The following is an 18,107-nucleotide window of genomic DNA, read 5'->3' on the forward strand; positions in this document are numbered from 1 at the left end:
ACCCATCCATGTTCGAGATCGGCGGAACCGAGCTGCTGTTGATCGCGGTCGTCGCGTTGATCGTGATCGGCCCGAAAGACCTGCCCAACGCGCTGCGCGTGGTGGGCCGCTACACCGGCAAGGCCCGCGCCATGACGCGCCACCTCCGCTCCGGCTTCGACGAGATGATGCGGCAGGCCGAGCTGGAGGAAATGGAAAAGCAATGGGCGGAGCATAACCGCAAGATCATGGCGGAAACGCCGACCATGCCGGATTACCAGCCCGCCCAGAGTCCGGCGGAAACGCCTGCGCCCGAAGCGCCCGCCGCCGAAGATTCCACCCCGCAAGACCAGCAGCCGCTGCCATGATCCCCGACATCGACGACAGCAAGGCCCCGCTGATCGATCATCTGATCGAGCTGCGCACGCGCCTGCTCTGGTCCGTCGGCGCGATCCTGATCGCCTTTTTCATCTGCTTCGCCTTCGCGGAACAGATTTTCGCCCTGCTGGTGCGCCCGCTCGCCGCCGCCGGGCAGGATCGGGTGATCTTCACGCAGGTGTTCGAAGCCTTTTTCGTGAAGGTGCGCGTGGCCTTTTTCGGCGCGCTGATGCTGAGCTTCCCCGTGGTCGCCACGCAGATGTGGCGCTTTGTGGCACCGGGGCTGTACCGGCAGGAAAAGACGGCGCTGCTGCCGTTTCTGGCCGCCACCCCCTTCCTGTTCGTGGCCGGGGCGAGCTTCGCCTATTTCGTCGCCATCCCCACCGCGCTGAAGTTCCTGCTGGGCTTTCAGGGCGATCTGGGCAACAGCGGCGTCAGTCAGGAGGCGCTGCCCTCCGTCGGACAATATCTCAGCTTTATCATGCAGTTCCTGTTCGCCTTCGGGGTGGCCTTCCTGCTGCCGGTGCTGCTGGTGCTGCTGAACCGCGCAGGCATCGTTTCCCGCGAGCAGCTGGTGGCGTTCCGCCGCTATTTCATCGTCGTCGCCGTGGTGATCGGGGCCATCTTCACCCCGCCGGATGTGGTGTCGCAGCTGCTCCTCGCGGTGCCGCTGGTGCTGCTCTATGAAATCAGCTTGATCACCATCCGCTTCACCGAACGCCGCAAAGCCAGCGACGAAACATTGCCCGCCACGCAGGACAAGCCCGCCGAATGAACCTCGCCCGTCCCGAACTGCTGCGCGGCGCAAACCTGATCGCAGGCCGCTGGATCGAGGGCGACGCGAACGGCATCGCCGTCACCAACCCGGCCACGGGCGAGACGCTGGCGCATGTGCCGAAACTGGGCCGCGCGGAAGCCGCCGAAGCCATCGCCGCCGCCGCTCAAGCTATGCCTGCGTGGGCCGCGCAGACGGCGAAAGCCCGCAGCATCATCCTGCGCCGCTGGTTCGACCTGATCATGACCAATCAGGAGGATCTGGCGAAGATCATGACAGCGGAACAGGGCAAGCCGCTGGCCGAAAGCCGGGGCGAAATCGCCTATGCCGCCAGCTTCATCGAATGGTTCGCCGAAGAAGGAAAGCGCGCCTATGGCGACGTGATCCCGCCGCACGCGGCCGACAAGCGCATCCTCGTGCTGAAGCAGCCGGTGGGCGTGGCGGCCGCAATCACGCCGTGGAATTTCCCCGCCGCGATGATCACCCGCAAGGCCGGTCCGGCGCTCGCCGCCGGCTGCCCGATGGTGGTGAAGCCGGCCAGCGCCACGCCGTTGTCCGCCGTCGCGCTCGCCATCCTCGCGGTGGAGGCCGGGCTGGATGCGCGCCTGCTCTCCGTCATCACCGGCAGCGCCTCGGCCATCGCCGCCGAATTCACCGCCAACGCCACCGTGCGCAAGCTCAGCTTCACCGGCAGCACGGAAATCGGCAAGCAACTCTATGCCGCCGCCGCGCAGCATGTGCAGAAAATCAGCCTGGAACTGGGCGGCAACGCTCCCTTCATCGTGCTGGATGACGCCGATCTGGACGCCGCCGTGGAAGGGGCGATCCAGTCCAAGTTCCGCAACGCCGGGCAGACCTGCGTCTGCAGCAACCGCATTTATGCGCAGGCCGGAATCCACGACGCCTTCGTCGCCCGCCTCGCCGAACGGGTGAAACAGCTGAAAGTGGGCGACGGCGCGGCACCCGGCACCGACATCGGCCCGATGATCGACATGGCGGCAGTCGAGAAGACCGAGGAGCATATCGCCGACGCCGTGGCGAAAGGCGCAACCCTGCTGACAGGCGGCACCCGCATGGGCGGCACCTTCCTTGCCCCCGCGCTGCTCTCGGGCGTCACCGCCGAAATGGCGGTCGCCCGTGAAGAAACCTTCGGCCCGCTCGCCCCGGTGTTCCGCTTCGAAACAGACGCAGACGCCATCGCCGCCGCCAACGCCACCGAATTCGGCCTCGCCGCCTATTTCTACGGCCAGAACCTCAGCCGCGTGTTCCGCCTCGCCGAAGCGCTGGATTACGGCATGGTGGGCATCAACACCGGCCTCATCAGCACCGAAGTCGCCCCCTTCGGCGGCGTGAAGGAATCGGGCGTGGGCCGCGAAGGCTCAAAATATGGGCTGGATGAGTATCTGGAGACGAAATATCTCTGCATCGGGGTTTGATGCTCCCGCCGCCGGATGGCGGCAAACGCGGGACTGTTGGCGGACGGCGGCTCGCATAGACTGAGGGGGCTCTGCCCCCTCAACCCCCGGCAGGAAGCCGTGCTCCCTGCACCCACATGAGTAGGTTAATCGTTGAGGTTGTGCTGGCGGGGGAGTGATTGCCTGCGGCGCTAGTTGGGGATTGTTCCACCCACGTCTTCACACGTCACCCCGGATCAAGTCCGGTGTGACGGTTGTGGGGGTTGGGAGGGTGTTGGGTTTGTTCAGGGGCCTTCGACAAGCTCAGGCTGAGCGGGTTGAGAGGTTGGGGGGGCGGGGAGGTTGGTGGGTCATACCTAGCGTTGCTCCCCCTCTCTCCAACGGGGGGAGAGAGAGTCTTCGTAGCACCGCAGGTATTTAAAGTGGATCGCCCGCACCGCGCTGGAATTCAGGCGCGACGCAAAGTTAGAGGGTACAGGGAAATCATTTCCCTGCCCGCCGGAGGCAAAACCCCCGGGGGGGCCGCGGTCCAACGCCAGAGCGCTGCGACTTCACGCTTGCCCCCCGCCGCACCCAGCCGCTAGCGTTCGGGCCATGAAAAAGATCGCTATTGCCGCCATGATCGCCGCCGCTTCGCCTGTGCTGGCTGCCGAGGACCCTCATCTCTGGCTGGAGGATGTGACGGGGGAGAAGCAGCTGGATTGGGTTCGCGCCCACAATGCGCGTTATCTGCCTGAGCTGGAATCGGTGCCGGGCTTTGCCGCCTGGCGGGCGAAGGCGGAGACGATTTTGCAGGATCCGCGCCGGATTGCCTACCCGACGGGGGCAAGCCCGAGCGGCGTGACGGCGACGGAGGTGTTCAACTTCTGGCGGGACAAGGATCATGTGCGCGGCATCTGGCGGGTGAGCCCGCGGGCGGCGTTCGATGCCGGGAAGCCGGTGTGGACCACCTTGCTGGACATGGATGCGCTGGAGGCGGCGGAGAAGAAGAATCTGCAGTTTTCCGGGGCCAGTTGCTTTGGCGCGGATTATGGGCGCTGCCTTGTGCGGTTGTCTGTTGGCGGCAAGGATGCGGTGGAAATCCGCGAGTTCGATACTAGGGCGCGGCGGTTCGTGCCGGCTTCGGAGGGTGGCTTTGCCGCGCCGGAGGCGAAGCAATCCACCGCATGGCTGGACAAGGACCGGCTGCTGATCGCGAGCGCCACCGGGCTGGTGAGCGCGTCTGGCTATGCGCGGGAGGCGCGGCTGTGGACTCGTGGCACGCCTTTGGCGGATGCGAAGCTGCTGCTGACGATTCCGGAAGGCGATATGGCGGTGAATCCGGCTGCTTATGGCAGCGGGGCTGGGCGGCGGGCGGTGCTGATGCAGGCGCTGACCTTCTGGACCGGCAAGCTGCACCATCTGTCGGCCGATGGGGGGCTGATCGCCTCTCCGTTGCCGGATGATGCGGATTTCCAGTTCATCGCCGATGTGGGCGACGGGCCGCGCGCCTTTGCCTTGCTGCGCACCGATTTCAACGGGATTCCGAAGGGCAGCCTTGTGTCCTATGCGGTGCCCGCCAGCGGGGCGATGGGTGCAGTGGAGCCGGTGTTCACGCCCACCGACACGCAGGCGCTCGACGGCGTGGATTCGACCGGCAAGGCCATCTATGTGAATTTGCTGGACAATGTTTCTGCCAAGCTGGTGCGCTTGCAGCGGCAGGGTGGCAAATGGGCCAGCCGGGAAGTCCCGTTGCCCGCCAACAGCTCATTGGGGCTGGTGGCGACGGATGACGGCGATACGCTTTACGCCAATGTGGTGGGCTTTACCGAGCCGTCGCGGCTGATGAAGGCCGTGGATGGCGGCACGCCGACCGTGCTGGCGACTGCGCCTGCCTTCTTCGACGGATCGAAGTTCGAAGTGGCGCAGCATTTCGCGACCTCGAAGGACGGCACGAAGGTGCCCTATTTCGTGATCCGGCCGAAGGGCGCGAAGGGGCCGCTGAAGACCTATTACTGGAGCTATGGCGGTTTCGAGATCGCGTTGACGCCCGCCTATCTGCAGCCCGAGGCGCAGATGTGGGTGGAAGCGGGCAACCAGTTTGTGATCGGCAACATCCGCGGCGGCGGCGAATATGGGCCGCGCTGGCACCAGGCGGCGCTGCTGGAGAAGCGGCAGAATAGTTATGACGATCTGCATGCGGTGGCCGAGGATCTGAAAAAGACGGGGCTTGCCAGCAAGATCGCCGTGCATGGGCGTTCGAACGGCGGGCTGATGTCCTCCGTCGCCTATACCCAGCGGCCGGACCTGTATGATGCGGCGCTGGTGGGCGTGCCGTTGGCCGATATGAAGCGGTATCACCTGCTGCTGGCGGGCGCTTCGTGGATGGCGGAATATGGCAATCCGGACACGAGCGACTGGGAGTTCATCAAGCTCTACAGCCCGTATCAGAACATCCGCAGGCAAGCGAAATATCCGCGCGTATTCTTCTATACCTCCACCAAGGATGACCGGGTGCACCCGGCGCATGCCCGCAAGATAGCGGCCGAAATGGAGGCGCAGGGCCACCCGATTTACTATTACGAGAATATCGACGGCGGCCATGCGGGCGTGGCGAATTTGAAAGAGGCGGCTTACCGCTATGCGCTGATGCTGGCCTATCTGAACAAGGAACTGAAGTGATTGACGGGTTCGACCTCGACCGGTTTGTCGAGGCGACGCTGGCCGAGGATCTGGGCGGCGTGGCGGATGCCGCGCGCGACCTGACGGCGACGGCCTGCCTTGGGCCTGACGCGCGGCTGGCGGCGGTGCTGGACAGCCGGGATGCCGTGGTGGTGGCGGGGCTGCCGCTGGCCGTGGCGTTCTTCCGGCGGCTGGACCCGGATTGCCGTGTGGAACTGCTGGTGGCGGATGGCGATGCGGTGGCGGCCGGAACCGATCTGATGCGGGTTGCGGGCAATGCGCGCGCGCTGCTGGCGGCAGAGCGGTCTGCGCTGAACACGTTGCAGCATCTGAGCGGGATCGCCACGCTGACGCGGCGCTTTGTGGAGGCGATTGCGGGCACCGGCGCGACCTTACTGGACACCCGCAAGACGCTGCCGGGGTTGCGGCTGCTGGAAAAATATGCCGTGCGCATGGGGGGCGGCACCAACCATCGCATGGGGCTGTGGGATGCACCCATGGTGAAGGATAATCATATCGCGGCGGCGGGCGGCGTGACGCAGGCGGTTTCCGCCTGCAAGGCCGCCGGGCTTTCCAACATCACCGTGGAAGTGGACCGGCTGGACCAGATCGAGCCTGCGATTCTGGCGGGCGCAGACCGGTTGCTGCTGGACAATATGCCGCCGCCGGAACTGCGCGAGGCGGTGGCGCTGGTGGCCGGGCGGGTGCCGACGGAGGCGTCTGGCGGGGTGAATCTGCAAACGATCCGCGCGATTGCCGAAACGGGGGTGACGTTCGTTTCGGTGGGGCGGATTACCCAAAGCGCGCCTGCGGCGGATGTGGGGATGGATTATTGGGCCGCCGATGTTTGACGCGCCCGATCCGCCTCCGGTGATTGTGGAAGCGCCGCGTCAGGCGGATACCATCACCGTGACGGCCCCGACGGTGAAGATTCGGGAGCAGGCGCGGGAGTTTGTGGGAGAGGTGATGCCCACCCCGGAAATGGGGCAGTTCGCGCGCTGGACCTCTCCGGTATGTGTGGGGGTGATGGGTTTGCAGCCCGATATGGAGGCGCGGGTGCGCCAGCGGGTGGCGGCGGTGGCGCGGGAGGCGGGCGCCAAGGTGGCGGACGCCCCGTGCCGCAGCAATCTGGTGATCGCCTTTGCCGCCAACGGGCAATCCTTCGTGCAGGCGATGCTGCGCCGCCGGTCCCGCTTGCTATCCCAGCTGGAGCCGCGCGAGGTGAAGGATATCCGCGATGTGCGGCGGCCTGTGGTGTGGTGGCGGGCGACCGCTGTGGGCGACGCGTCCGGAGTGGAGGCCGGCAGCGGATCGGCGGCGATCTTGGGGGCGCAGAGCGCCGGGTCCGGGGCGCTTGCCAGCCTGTCTCCCTCCACCGTGGCGACGTCGGGCTATAACAGCTCGCTGATCAGCACGAACCTGGGCATTTCGGTGACGCATGCCTTTGCGGTGGTGGATGTGGAACTGGCGGACGGCAAGCCGCTGGATGCGGTGGTGGATTATGTGGCGATGGTGACGCTTGCACCGGTGCGGCACCCGGCCGATCCGTCTGCCGCGCCGAGCATCCTGAACCTGTTTGCGGCTGATGGGCCGCAGGAACTCACCCGCTGGGACAAGGCGTTGATCTCTGCGGCGATGAAGTTCCGGCTGGATCGACCGGCGCGGACGCAGCGCACTGCGATCCGCAATGGGATTGCGGAGGAATTGGCCGCCGAAGAGGGTGAGAAGTGAGCCGCGACATTCGCGCCCTTCAACGCTGACGCATCCCGGTTTAAGGCAACATCATGCCGAGTCGTGCCGATATTTCGCCCGTTCCGCTTTCGTTGGTGGAGGAGAATCTCCCCGAGGCCGCTGCGCGGTTCGGGGACAGTTTCCGGCGCACCGGTTTTGCCGTGGTGGAGGGGCATGGGATTCCGGCCGACACCATCGGGGCCGCGTGGGAGGCGGCGAAGCGCTTTTTTGCGCTGCCGGACGAGGTGAAGCGGCGTTACCATCAGGCGGGCGGGGCCGGGCAGCGGGGTTATACGCCGTTCGGGATCGAGACGGCGAAGGGGGCGAGCCTCTCTGACCTGAAGGAGTTCTGGCATGTGGGGCTGGACCTGCCGCCGGGGCATCGGTTCGGCGGGATCATGGCCCCCAATATCTGGCCGGACGAGGAGCTGCCGGAGTTTCGCCCGGCGTTGCAGGCGCTGTTCGGGGCGTTGCAGCAGACGGGACTGCGGGTGCTGAAGGCGATTGCCGTGCATCTGGGACAGCCTGCGGATTTCTTCGAAAGCCCGGTTCAGGATGGCAATTCCATTCTGCGGCTGCTGCATTATCCGCCGGTTTCGCCACAGGCGGACGCGGTGCGCGCGGGCGCACATGAGGATATCAATGTGATCACCCTGCTGCTGGGGGCGGAGGAAGCGGGGCTTCAGCTGCTCTCCCGGCAAGGCGAGTGGCTGGAGGTGCCCGCGCCCGAGGGCAGCCTTGTGATCAATGTGGGCGACATGCTGCAGCGGCAGACGGGCGGGCAATTGCCTTCCACCACGCACCGTGTGGTGAACCCGCCGGCGGAGCGGCGGCACCTCTCGCGCTATTCCATGCCGTTTTTCCTGCATTACCGGCCGGACTGGCTGATCGAACCCTTTGTGGAGAATTCGGCGATGCCGCCGATCACCGCGCATGACTTTCTTTTGCAACGTCTGGCCGAGATAAAGCTTTCATGAAGAAAATCCTGATTCTCGCGGCGCTGGCCGCATCCCCGCTGGCCGCGCAGCCGATCAAGACCACTGCTTCCGAGGAGCCGAGCTGGAAGAAGGCGGAGGCCGAGATCGCGGCGCGTCGGCAGATTCCCGGCGGCGCGGCGCGGGCGAAGAATGTGATCATCTTCATTGGCGACGGCATGGGCGTTTCCACCATCGCCGCCGCGCGAATCTATGACGCGCAGAAGCGGGCGAAGGCGGCTGGCGGCAGCTATCCGGGCTTTGAGGGCGGCGAGGAAAATCTGCTGAGCTTTGAAAAGCTGCCGCAGCGGGCGCTGGTGAAGACCTACAACACCAACGCGCAGGTGCCGGACAGCGCCGGGACGGCGGCTGCGATCACCACGGGCACCAAGACGCGGATCGGCGTGCTGGGCATCCGCCCGGGGCAGGGGCCGGACACCTGCAAGACGCCGGACCTGTTCCCGAAGACGCTGGGCGAGATCGCCAACGATCGCGGGTTGGGGCTGGGGATCGTGACGACGACGCGCATCACCCATGCGACGCCGGCGGCGGTCTATTCTCATTCCCCCTCGCGGGACTGGGAAGCGACGGACCGCAATTACCCGGCCGAGGCGCGCAAATCCGGCTGCACGGACATTGCGGCGCAGCTGGTGCAGTTCAAGGGCGGCGCGGACGTGGTGCTGGGCGGCGGGCTGGCGAAGTTCCGCCCCACCGCCGCGGGCGGCAGCCGCGATGACGGCCGCGACCTGATCTCGGAATGGCAGAAAAGCTGGCCCACGGGCCGCTTCGTCGATTCGGCCGCGCCGTTCCGGGCGCTGGATCCGGCGGCGCCGGGCAAGGTGTTCGGCCTGTTCAACGCCGACCATCTGGATTTCAACGTGGACGCGGATCGAGCCAAAGAGCCATCTCTGGCGGAACTGGCGACGTTCGCGGTGAAGAAGTTGCAGGCCGGATCGAAGCGCTCTGGCAAGGGCTATGTGCTGATGGTGGAGGGCGGCCGGATCGACCATGGTCACCATATCTCCAACGCCTATCGCGCGCTGGACGAGGCATCCGAATTCTCTCGCGCGATCGAGGAGGTGCTGAAAACCGTGGACCTGCGCGATACGCTGGTGCTGGTGACGGCCGATCACAGCCATGTGTTCACCATGGCGGGCTACCCCCCGCGCGGGAATCCGATTTTGGGCTTCAATCGGCCCATCGAGGGCGGCGAGGGCGGCAGCCGCACCGATGCGAACGGCGCGGTGGTGGATCAGCTGGGGCGGCCGATGACGACTTTGGGCTATATGAACGGGCCGCTGGAAGTGAAATCGGGCGGCAAGACGCTGAACTCCACCTATCCGCCGACGGACCCGAACTTCTTGCAACCCAAGGCGTTCCTGACGAATTCGGAAACCCATGGCGGGGAGGATGTGGCGCTGTTCGCAGGGGGGCCGGGTAGCCCGCTGGCATCCGGCACCATCGAGCAGAACAGCATTTTCCACATCATCGCCTCAGCGCTCGGCTGGCGCTGATCCGTCATCTGGCTCGGCGGCGGGTGCGGGGGCATCCTGCGCCCGTTCCTGCGCCTTTCGCTTCCTGAGATTGTCGCGCAGCGCGGCCTTCAGCCGCGCCTCACGTTCTGTCTTACCACCTGTCATTAGTCCTGCCTTCCCCACCCCGGGCTTGCTTTCCCGGCCTGCCTTGGCGATATCCGTTCCCGCGCCACATTCAAGGGTCGGCGGCGACGGGGGATTTGAAGCCCTTCGAAGCCAGTGGAGCAATGGCGTCTCCCAAGCGTAAGCTGTCGGCATTTTTGCCGCACGGTGTAAAGAATCTTGACAGCGAAGGCGGAATCCCCCGCTGACCGCTGGCTCGGGAGGGGTGCGCGCGGTAAATGCCGGCCATGCTGGGAACGATCAGCCTGCTGAGCCATCTGGTGGCCACCATCGCCTTCGCGGTGCTGGGGCTGGCGCTGTCTGTGCGCCGAGCCCCCACGGGCGTGCGGCTGGCGGTGGCGCTGGCCTCGTTCGTAACCGCTTTCTGGGCGGCGGGGCATGTGCTGGCGGATATCTATGGGCCGGAACAGGTGCCGTGGCTGTCCCGCGCAGAGACGCTGCGCACGGCGAGCTGGATCGGCGTGCTGATCCTGCTGCAGCGCCGGTCCCTCGGGCTGGCGGAGCGGCCCTCACAATCCTTCGTGCTGGCGCTGGGGCTGGGCTTCATCATCGCGCTTCAGCTGGCGCTGGATATCATGTTCAACCTGGGCTCCAGCAGCGGATCGCTGACGGATGAGCCGTTCGGGGCGATGCTGTTCGTGGCCGGGCGGCTGATCCTCGCCATCTCCGGGCTGGTGCTGCTGCACAATCTGTATGTGAACAGCGGCGATGGCGGGGGGCTGTCGTTCCGCCTGTTCGCCGTGGGGCTGGGGGTGATCTTCGCCTATGATCTGAACCTGTATACGCTGCAGTTCCTGTTGGGGGACATCAACCAGTCGCTGCTGGGGATCCGGGGGGCGGTGAACGCACTGGCGGTGCCGCTGATCTATCTGGCGCTGAGGCAGGATGGCGACGGGCGGTTCCACCTTTCGCGGCAGGCGGCGTTCCAGACTGTCAGCTTCTCCATCATCGGCCTGTATCTGATCGTGATGTCGCTGCTGGCCTATGGGCTGAAGATCACCGGCGGCAGCTGGGGCCAGCTGCTGCAGGTGACCTTCCTGGCCGCGACGATGATCGCGGGCGTGCTGGTGATGCTGAGCCCGCGCTTCCGCGCGGAACTGCGCGTGCGCATTGCCCGCAACTTCTATCGTTATCGCTATGATTACCGGGTGGAGTGGCTGCGCTTCATCGACAAGATCGATTCCGCGGAAGCCACGCGCACCGAACTGCCGGTGGCCCCCGTGCGGGAGCGGTTGATCGAAGCCATCGCCACGGTGCTGGAATGCCCCGGCGGCGCGCTGTTCGAGCCGCTGGACGGCCATGGCTATCATCTGACGAGCCGCTGGCGCTGGCCCGATCTGGACGTGTCCACCGTGGCGGATTCGGCGGCGTTGACGCTGTATTTCTCCGAAGCCGGGCGGATTGCGGATTTCGACCAGCTGCGCGCCGATGCGGCCGCCGGGACCAGCGGCAGCCACGGGTCGCTCACGCTGCCCGCCTGGGCCGCTGGCGACAAATCCATCTGGCTGGGCGTGCCGCTGATCCACCGCGACACGCTGGCAGGCATCCTGCTGTTGCAGCGCAGCCTCGCCGCGCGCGACCTGAACTGGGAGGATTATGATCTGCTGCGCACGCTGGGGCGGCAATCGGCATCCTATCTGGCGGAAGCGGAAACGCAGACGCAGCTGGAGGAAGCGCGGCGCTTCGAGGAATATAACCGCCGCTTCGCCTTCGTGATGCACGATGTGAAGAATGTGGTGAGCCAGCTGGGCCTGCTGGCCCGCAACGCCGAACGCCATGCCGACAAGCCGGAGTTCCGCGCGGACATGATCGCCACGCTGAACGCCAGCGTTTCGAAGATGACGGACCTGTTGAAGCTGATGGCGCGCGAGCCGGAAGTGCGCGGCGCGGCCGGGGAGCAGCCGGGCGATTATGTGGATATCGCCCGCATCCTGACCATCGTTGCGGCGGCGCAGCGGCGGCAGCACAGCGCGCTGGAGCTGGAAGGCGCAGACGGGCAGATTGAAATTCCGGGCGATGGCGGCCGTTTGGAAGCCATGCTGACCCATCTTGTGCAGAACGCCATCGACGCCAGCGCGCCCGACGCGCCCATCCGCCTGCAGCTGGAGCTGCGCGCGGCAGACGTGAAGATCAGCATATCCGACAACGGGCATGGCATGTCGCCCGCCTTCGTGCGCGACGAACTGTTCAAGCCGTTCCGCTCCACCAAAGACGGCGGCTTCGGTATCGGTGCCTTCGAAGCGCGGGAAATCGCCCGCGCCCATGGCGGGCGGCTGGAAGTCGAAAGCAGGCCCGGTGAAGGCAGCACCTTCACCCTAACCCTTCCCCGCACCGGCAAGACACCGGGACAGACGCTGAAAAAGGTCGTTCGCTCATGAGTACCGCGCCGCAGGCCATCGAAAAGCCCATCCTTCTGGTGGTGGAGGACGACGCCGGGCTTCAGCGCCAGCTGCGCTGGGCCTATGAGGATTATGAGGTGGTGATCGCAGGCGACCGGGAAAGCGCGGTGGCGGCGATGCGCGCGCATCGCCCGGCCGTGGTGACGCTGGATCTGGGCCTGCCGCCGGACGCCGACGGCGCGACAGAGGGCTTTGCCACGCTGGAGGAGATCCTGCTGATGGCCCCACACACCAAGGTGATTGTGGCATCCGGCCATGGTGCGCGGGACAGCGCGCGCCGCGCCATCGCGCTGGGGGCGTTCGATTTCTATCAGAAGCCGATCGACATCGACGAACTGGGCTTTCTGGTGGGCCGCGCCTTCCATGTGGCGCAGATCGAGGCGGAAAACCGCCGTCTGGCCGCCAGCCAGCAGGATGCGCCGCTGGCGAATCTGATCACCGGTGCGCCGGAAATGCTGAAAGTCTCCACCATGGTGGAGAAAGTCGCGCCGACCGATGTGTCTGTGCTGCTGCTGGGGGCGTCCGGCACCGGCAAGGAAGTGCTGGCGCGCGGGGTGCATCTGTCCTCCCGACGGGCCGACGGGCCGTTCGTCGCCATCAATTGCGGGGCCATCCCAGACAATCTGCTGGAAGCCGAGCTGTTCGGTTACGAGCGCGGGGCCTTCACCGGCGCGGTGAAAACCACCGAGGGCAAGATCGAACTGGCGCAGGGCGGCACGCTGTTTCTGGACGAAGTGGGAGATATTCCGCTGCCGTTGCAGGTGAAGCTGCTGCGCTTCATTCAGGAACGGGTGATCGAGCGGATCGGCGGACGCAAGCCCATCGAGGTGGACACGCGCATCATCTGCGCGACCCACCGCAATCTGAAGCGGATGATCGCCGACGGCGGCTTCCGGGAAGATCTGTTCTATCGCATCGCCGAAGTGACGATCAGCATCCCGTTGCTGCGCGAGCGCGAGGGCGACGCCACGCTGCTGGCCAATCATTTCCTGCACAAGTTCAGCGCTGGGCGGCCGGGGCCTTCGCTGCGCTTCGGGCCGGACGCGCTGGCGGCGATCAGCCTGCACAGCTGGCCGGGCAATGTGCGCGAACTGGAAAACCGGGTGAAGCGATCGGTGATCATGGCGGACGGCACCCAGATCACCGCCGCCGACATGGATCTGGCCGATCAGCCCGAAGCGGCGATCCAGACGCTGCGTGACGCGCGGATGATTTCCGACAGGCGGACCATCGGCGCGGCGCTGACAGCGACCAGCGGCAGCATCAGCCGGGCGGCCAAGTTGCTGGGGATCAGCCGGCCGACGCTGTATGATCTGATCCGGGAGCTGGATATTCCGCAGCCGTGAGGCGCTGTGGAGTGTGGGGCTGTAAACGATGCCTCCCCGCCACCACAACGTCACCCCGGATCAAGTCCGGGGTGACGAGTGGAGGGGTGGGTGGGACACTCCGTCCCAAAGCGCCGCAGGCAATAAGTTCCAGCCTCGCGCCAGGCGGATGGCCCCCACCCCAACCCCTCCCCTGACAGGGAGGGGCTAAGTAAAAAGTCCGGGGGTGCAGGGGCGTCACGCCCCTGCCGGGGTGAAGGGGAGGAGCCCCTTCGAAAACCTCTCCGCTCGCGAAAGGCTACCCGTTGGGCAGGTTCAGTTCGCGTTCCGCTTCGGCGATGGCGGCTTCCACGCGGGCGATCAGCTGTTCCATTTCGGCTTCGTCGTCTGCGCTGTTGGTGGCGGCTGGTTCGGTAGTGGGTGTTGTGGCGCGGGTGGCGGCTTCGTCTTTCAGCCGTTGCCAGATGGTGATGAGGTTGCGGTCCAGCTCGGCCTTTTTGCGCTCGGTGGGGGATTTGCCCAGTTCGTCCATCAGATGGTCGATCAGCAGGGTGTCGATGGCTTCCAGCCGGGCGAGGTCCGTGGCGGCCCAGGAGGCGGCGAAGCTGTGGTTGTGCCGCCTGAGCGCCAGCACATCCTCCAGCTTCAGGCCCGAGCGGGAGAGGCCCGCGCCCAGCCCGGATTCGAGCAGGCCGTTCAGAAAATGTCCTTCGCGCGTGGGCCGTTGCCCGCGTCGGCGCGCGACTCGGAGCCGGGGGGAGGGATTGGCGAGGGGGAGCCTGTCCCGTTGGGAGCGGCGGCCGAGTTTCTGGCTGCAAGATTTTTTTGTCATGCCCGGGAACATAAGATGGGGTTGCGATGTAGGACAGGCTTGAGGTCCTCATCAGCTCGAATTCTAAGACGGAATTTCAAGCATGGCGTCGAAATGCTTTGAGACAAAGCCGGAAATCGAGTAGTTAATGGCAATGGATATGGCAACGAGTCCGAAAAACCTGCATCCTGCCAAGGTTGATGGCCGCCGGGAGCGCTCGGCTGCCAGCCGCCGTCAGATTCTGGCAGCGATGATCGACCTTGTGGAATCCGGCCAGCCTTCGCCCACGGCGGAGACGGTGGCGGCGCGGGCCGGTGTGTCGTTGCGGACGGTGTTTCGCCATTTCGAGGAGATGGAGAAGCTGCATCTGGAGCTTGCGGCCGTGGTGTTCGAGCGGGTCCGCCCGATTCTGGACCGGCCGATAGAACAGCGCGAATGGCCGGACAGCCTGACCGATGCCATCGCCCGTCGCGCCGAGTTTTTTGAGATGATGGCGCCGTTCAAGACGGCGATCGACGTGCACCGCCATCGCAGCCGCGCAATCGCCGCGCAGCACCGGCGGATAACGGTGATGAGCCGCGATCTGCTGGCGGCCTCCGTGCCGTCGCAACTTCTGGCGGACCGGGAGAAATTCGAGCTGCTGTCGCTGCTCTTGTCTCTGGAAGCGTGGCAGCGCCTGCGGGAGCAACAGGGGCTGACGGTGGAGGAAAGCCGACAGGCGGTTCTGCGGGCTGCGCGGGCGCTGATCGCCTCTGAAGGCTGATCTGCGGGCGAACACCCTTGACCGTCGCGAGGAAGCGGCACTGGTGATGCCGTTTGCCTATGCCGCCCGATTCGCCTAGCATCCGGTGCAGCAGGAGGGCGGCGCGAAGCAGATGGCGCGATACGTAGCGTTCCTGAGTTACAGCCACCGCAACAAGGCTGAGACCGAGTGGCTGCATAAGGCGCTCGAACGCTATGTGATTCCCAAAAAGCTGGTCGGGCGGGAAACGGCGAAGGGCAAGGTGCCCGCGCGGCTGATCCCGGTGTTCCGCGATCGGGACGAGCTGGCGGTTTCCGCCGATCTGGGCGGGGATCTGCATGGCGCGCTGGAGAATAGCGAGCATCTGATTGTGGTGGCGTCGCCCGCGTCGGCGCACTCCACCTATGTTCAGGAGGAAATCCGCTACTTCAAATCCCTGCATGGGGAGAACCGGGTGTTCGCGCTGATCGTGGGCGGCGAACCCTATGCCTCTGCCATGCCGGGGCGGGAGGAGGAGGAGGCGTTCTCAGTCTCGCTGAGATACCGGCTGGGGGCGGACGGGCAACTGACGGACACGCCCGCCGAGCCGATCGCGGCGGATATCCGCCCCGGCAAGGACGGGCGGCGGCTGGCGCTGATGAAGCTGATCGCCGGGATCACCGGGCTGAGGCTGGACGATCTGGTGCAGCGCGAGGCGCAGCGCCGGGCGCGGCGGCTGACATGGATTGCAACCGCAGCCTCCGTGGGGATGCTGCTGACGACGGGGCTGGCCTTTTACGCCAACCAGCAGCGGGCGGTGGCGGTGGAGCAGCGGGTGATTGCCGAGCGAGAGACGGCGGCGGCGCGGGCTGCGACCGATTACCTGATCGGCACCTTCGAGCTATCCGATCCGGCGACGGAAAATCCGCGCACTGTCAGCCTGGTGACGATCCTTTCGCGCGGGGCGGAGCGGGCACGGACGGAATTGCGCAACCAGCCGGAGATCGAGGCGCGGCTGGTGACGGCGGTGGGGCGCGCCTATACCAACCTTGGTCTGCTGGACGATTCCGAAGTGGCGCTGGCGCGCGCCATGCCCGCGATCAAGCGCGCCGGGCCGGATGGTGCGCCGGCGCTGATCGCGCTCGCCAACAATTATCTGCGAAAGGGCCAGCCGGAACGCGCCTTGCAGACGCTCAGCAATGCGGATTCGATGCTGGGGCAGGATCGCAAGGAACATGTCGCGCTGCGGGCGCAGCTGGCGGCGATGCGGGGCAATATCGCCTATATCAACGGCGAGGCCGATCAGGCGCTGGGCTTCTTCGACGAAGCCGTGCGCTTCGTGGCGGCGGAAAAGGATATCGATCCGAAGCTGAGGGCCGATGTGCTGGAAGGGCGCGGGCGCATCCTCATTGATCTGGGGCGGCTGGACGAGGCGGAGGCCTCTTTGCAGGAAGCCAACCGGCTGTTCCGCGCCTATCGCGGCGAGCAGCATCTGAACACCGGCTATAATTTCTTCTACCTGGCGCTGGCGGCCTATAATGGCGGCGAATATCAGTTGGCCGAACAGCGGATCAGCCGCTCGCTGGCGATCGTGTCGCGCGTGCTGGATAAAACCAACCCGATCCGCGCCGATGTGTTGTCTCTGCAAGGCTCCATCTATCAGGCGGAAGGCAAGCTGGACCTTGCAGATACGGCCTTGGCAGAGGCGATCGACGCCTATCGCGCGGTGTATAAAGGCCCACATTACAATATCGGAATCGCCGAATTCTATCGAGCGCAGGTCGCCGAGCAGCATGGTGACCTGCGCGGTGCAATCCGGCATCTGGATGAAGCACAGCGCAACTACGAGGCGAGCTATGGCAAGCGCCACGCCAATATCGGCGAAGTGCTGGTGACTCGGGCATCCTTGCTGGATCGCACGGGAAATCATGCGCGCGCAGTGGCGGAGTGTGCTGAGGGGATCGAAATGCTGAACGCGACAATGGGCGCGGACAGCGGCTTCACGAAGGGGCTGAAGGCGACATGCGACGCCATTGGAAAAAAGGGGGTTAACAGGGCGGGCTAACTCGACATTTCAGCTTATCCGTTATACTATTTCTCAATTCGGAGCATTGAATCGGGGGCAGTCATGCGGTTCGAAAAGGGCATTTTTCTTGCGACAGTCGCACTGTGGGCAACCTCTGCAGGTGCCTATAATGTCAGCGTAACACCTGATTACGGGCATGTCCTCGTGATCGAAAATACGTTGGATAGCCTCGGCACCACGCCGGAAGTGCTCTACAAGTCGGACAGTTCCGGCAAGGGCGCGGGCTATGCCGCCAATGTCACCACCACCGGCAGCAGCGTGTTCTTCTCGTCCAGCTCGATATCGGCTGGCGCGGGCAATGGCTCTGGCTCGCTTGTCGGCGTGACGCTGGACTTCAGTGATCTTGGTGCGGCGCAGATCAACAGCATGACGTCGACGATCTTCCAGTCGACCTTCGGCTTTTACATGGCCCCGTTCGGCAACAATGTGCCGGTCTGCACCGGCGCGACCTTGCCGACCTGCCTTGGTGCCACCACCGGCGCGGTCGATTTCGCTGCCATGATCGATGGCGGCTCGTCTGTCCTGCCGCCGGGGATGGCGGGCAGCTATTTTTCATTTGATGTGCTGGTGAACGGGACCACCCAATATTCGATTGGGGGCGGCCTGACCTTGTTCGACAATGGCACCAATCCGCCCGTTCTGCTCAGCTACAGCAACATCAACGGCGTTTTGGGCGCGCTCGACGATTTGTCGACAGTGCTGCCCGGCTTCCAGCTGCTGCAGAATGACGGCTACGGCCTGATCTATGGCTGGGACCAGAGCAATTTCACTGTCAACTTCGACACGCCGATTACCGATTCGGGCAGCATCACCTACCAGATCACCACCAGCACCTTCGGCGACTCGCTGACGGGGGACAATGAATCGAGCCGCTCGATCATCGCCTTCTCCTGCTTCGCCGATCCGGTGGGCCGGGGCAGCACGCGCGGCTCGCTGATCCCGCTGCTGAGCAATCTGGCAGACCCGACCTGCGACGATTTCCGTTCCGAAGGGGACCAGAAGCGCGATTATGTGCTGAAGCTGGGCACCATCGACGAGAATGGCAATTTCGGCTTCACCGCGCCGGGCGGGGCAATCCCTGAGCCGGACACCTGGGCGATGCTGATCATGGGCTTCGGCCTTGTCGGCCTGTCCATGCGCCGGGGCCGGAAGCCCGTGGAAAGCGCCTGAGCCGAAAAGCTGGTGGCTGATCGG

At 65.3% G+C, this 18,107-nt stretch carries 15 protein-coding genes; 13 read left to right on the forward strand and 2 right to left on the reverse strand.

The window, feature by feature from the left end; translation table 11 throughout:
* Positions 1–8 precede the first annotated feature (8 nt).
* From tatB to FJQ54_RS07750, 8 genes are all read left to right on the forward strand, one after another.
* Positions 9–347: a Sec-independent protein translocase protein TatB gene (gene tatB / locus FJQ54_RS07715; RefSeq protein WP_140927837.1), complete on the forward strand. Its 339-nt coding sequence runs from the start codon at positions 9–11 to the stop codon at positions 345–347.
* On the forward strand, positions 344–1,132 hold the full coding sequence (gene tatC / locus FJQ54_RS07720; protein WP_181160039.1) for a twin-arginine translocase subunit TatC: 789 nt from the start codon (positions 344–346) through the stop codon (positions 1,130–1,132). The genes tatB and tatC overlap by 4 nt, the downstream gene beginning before the upstream one ends.
* Positions 1,129–2,568 (forward strand): NAD-dependent succinate-semialdehyde dehydrogenase, encoded by a 1,440-nt coding sequence (locus FJQ54_RS07725; RefSeq protein ID WP_140927838.1) that lies wholly within the window; start codon positions 1,129–1,131, stop codon positions 2,566–2,568. The genes tatC and FJQ54_RS07725 overlap by 4 nt, the downstream gene beginning before the upstream one ends.
* Before the next feature lie 573 nt (positions 2,569–3,141).
* On the forward strand, positions 3,142–5,208 hold the full coding sequence (locus tag FJQ54_RS07730; protein WP_140927839.1) for a prolyl oligopeptidase family serine peptidase: 2,067 nt from the start codon (positions 3,142–3,144) through the stop codon (positions 5,206–5,208).
* Positions 5,205–6,059, forward strand: a complete 855-nt coding sequence (gene nadC, locus FJQ54_RS07735; protein WP_140927840.1) for a carboxylating nicotinate-nucleotide diphosphorylase — start codon at positions 5,205–5,207, stop codon at positions 6,057–6,059. Before FJQ54_RS07730 ends, nadC begins: the two co-directional genes overlap by 4 nt.
* Entirely contained in the window at positions 6,052–6,939 is an 888-nt protein-coding gene (locus tag FJQ54_RS07740) for a hypothetical protein (protein WP_140927841.1), read from the forward strand. The genes nadC and FJQ54_RS07740 overlap by 8 nt, the downstream gene beginning before the upstream one ends.
* A gap of 53 nt (positions 6,940–6,992) precedes the next feature.
* Complete coding sequence (locus FJQ54_RS07745) at positions 6,993–7,916, forward strand: isopenicillin N synthase family dioxygenase (protein ID WP_140927842.1); 924 nt, start codon at positions 6,993–6,995, stop codon at positions 7,914–7,916.
* On the forward strand, positions 7,913–9,427 hold the full coding sequence (locus FJQ54_RS07750) for an alkaline phosphatase (protein ID WP_140927843.1): 1,515 nt from the start codon (positions 7,913–7,915) through the stop codon (positions 9,425–9,427). The genes FJQ54_RS07745 and FJQ54_RS07750 overlap by 4 nt, the downstream gene beginning before the upstream one ends.
* Here the strand turns inward: FJQ54_RS07750 and FJQ54_RS17450 are convergent.
* The gene (locus tag FJQ54_RS17450) at positions 9,407–9,553 is read right to left on the reverse strand and encodes a hypothetical protein (RefSeq protein WP_181160040.1); all 147 of its coding nucleotides are present in this window, start codon (positions 9,551–9,553) and stop codon (positions 9,407–9,409) included. The two genes, FJQ54_RS07750 and FJQ54_RS17450, sit on opposite strands and share 21 nt — an antisense overlap.
* A gap of 245 nt (positions 9,554–9,798) precedes the next feature.
* Between FJQ54_RS17450 and prsK the strand changes: the two genes are divergently transcribed.
* Positions 9,799–11,949 (forward strand): XrtA/PEP-CTERM system histidine kinase PrsK, encoded by a 2,151-nt coding sequence (gene prsK, locus FJQ54_RS07755; RefSeq protein WP_181160041.1) that lies wholly within the window; start codon positions 9,799–9,801, stop codon positions 11,947–11,949.
* Positions 11,946–13,316 (forward strand): PEP-CTERM-box response regulator transcription factor, encoded by a 1,371-nt coding sequence (gene prsR, locus FJQ54_RS07760; RefSeq protein ID WP_140927845.1) that lies wholly within the window; start codon positions 11,946–11,948, stop codon positions 13,314–13,316. Before prsK ends, prsR begins: the two co-directional genes overlap by 4 nt.
* A gap of 277 nt (positions 13,317–13,593) precedes the next feature.
* Here prsR and FJQ54_RS07765 read toward each other — a convergent pair whose 3' ends face one another.
* Positions 13,594–14,127: a hypothetical protein gene (locus tag FJQ54_RS07765; RefSeq protein WP_140927846.1), complete on the reverse strand. Its 534-nt coding sequence runs from the start codon at positions 14,125–14,127 to the stop codon at positions 13,594–13,596.
* A 133-nt stretch (positions 14,128–14,260) separates the two neighbouring features.
* Here FJQ54_RS07765 and FJQ54_RS07770 point away from each other — a divergent pair, with 133 nt between their 5' ends.
* From FJQ54_RS07770 to FJQ54_RS17775, 3 genes are all read left to right on the forward strand, one after another.
* Positions 14,261–14,869 carry a TetR/AcrR family transcriptional regulator gene (locus FJQ54_RS07770; RefSeq protein WP_140927847.1) on the forward strand — a complete coding sequence of 203 codons (609 nt, stop codon included), beginning with the start codon at positions 14,261–14,263 and terminating at the stop codon, positions 14,867–14,869.
* A gap of 85 nt (positions 14,870–14,954) precedes the next feature.
* A complete protein-coding gene (locus FJQ54_RS07775) occupies positions 14,955–16,892 on the forward strand; it encodes a toll/interleukin-1 receptor domain-containing protein (RefSeq protein WP_140927848.1) in 1,938 nt (645 codons plus the stop codon).
* A 63-nt stretch (positions 16,893–16,955) separates the two neighbouring features.
* Positions 16,956–18,083, forward strand: coding sequence for a PEPxxWA-CTERM sorting domain-containing protein (locus FJQ54_RS17775; protein ID WP_235890361.1), 1,128 nt, complete (start codon positions 16,956–16,958; stop codon positions 18,081–18,083).
* Positions 18,084–18,107 lie beyond the last annotated feature (24 nt).

Origin of the sequence: Sandaracinobacter neustonicus (assembly GCF_006385875.1) — a bacterium.
Classification (GTDB): Bacteria; Pseudomonadota; Alphaproteobacteria; order Sphingomonadales; family Sphingomonadaceae; genus Sandaracinobacteroides; species Sandaracinobacteroides neustonicus.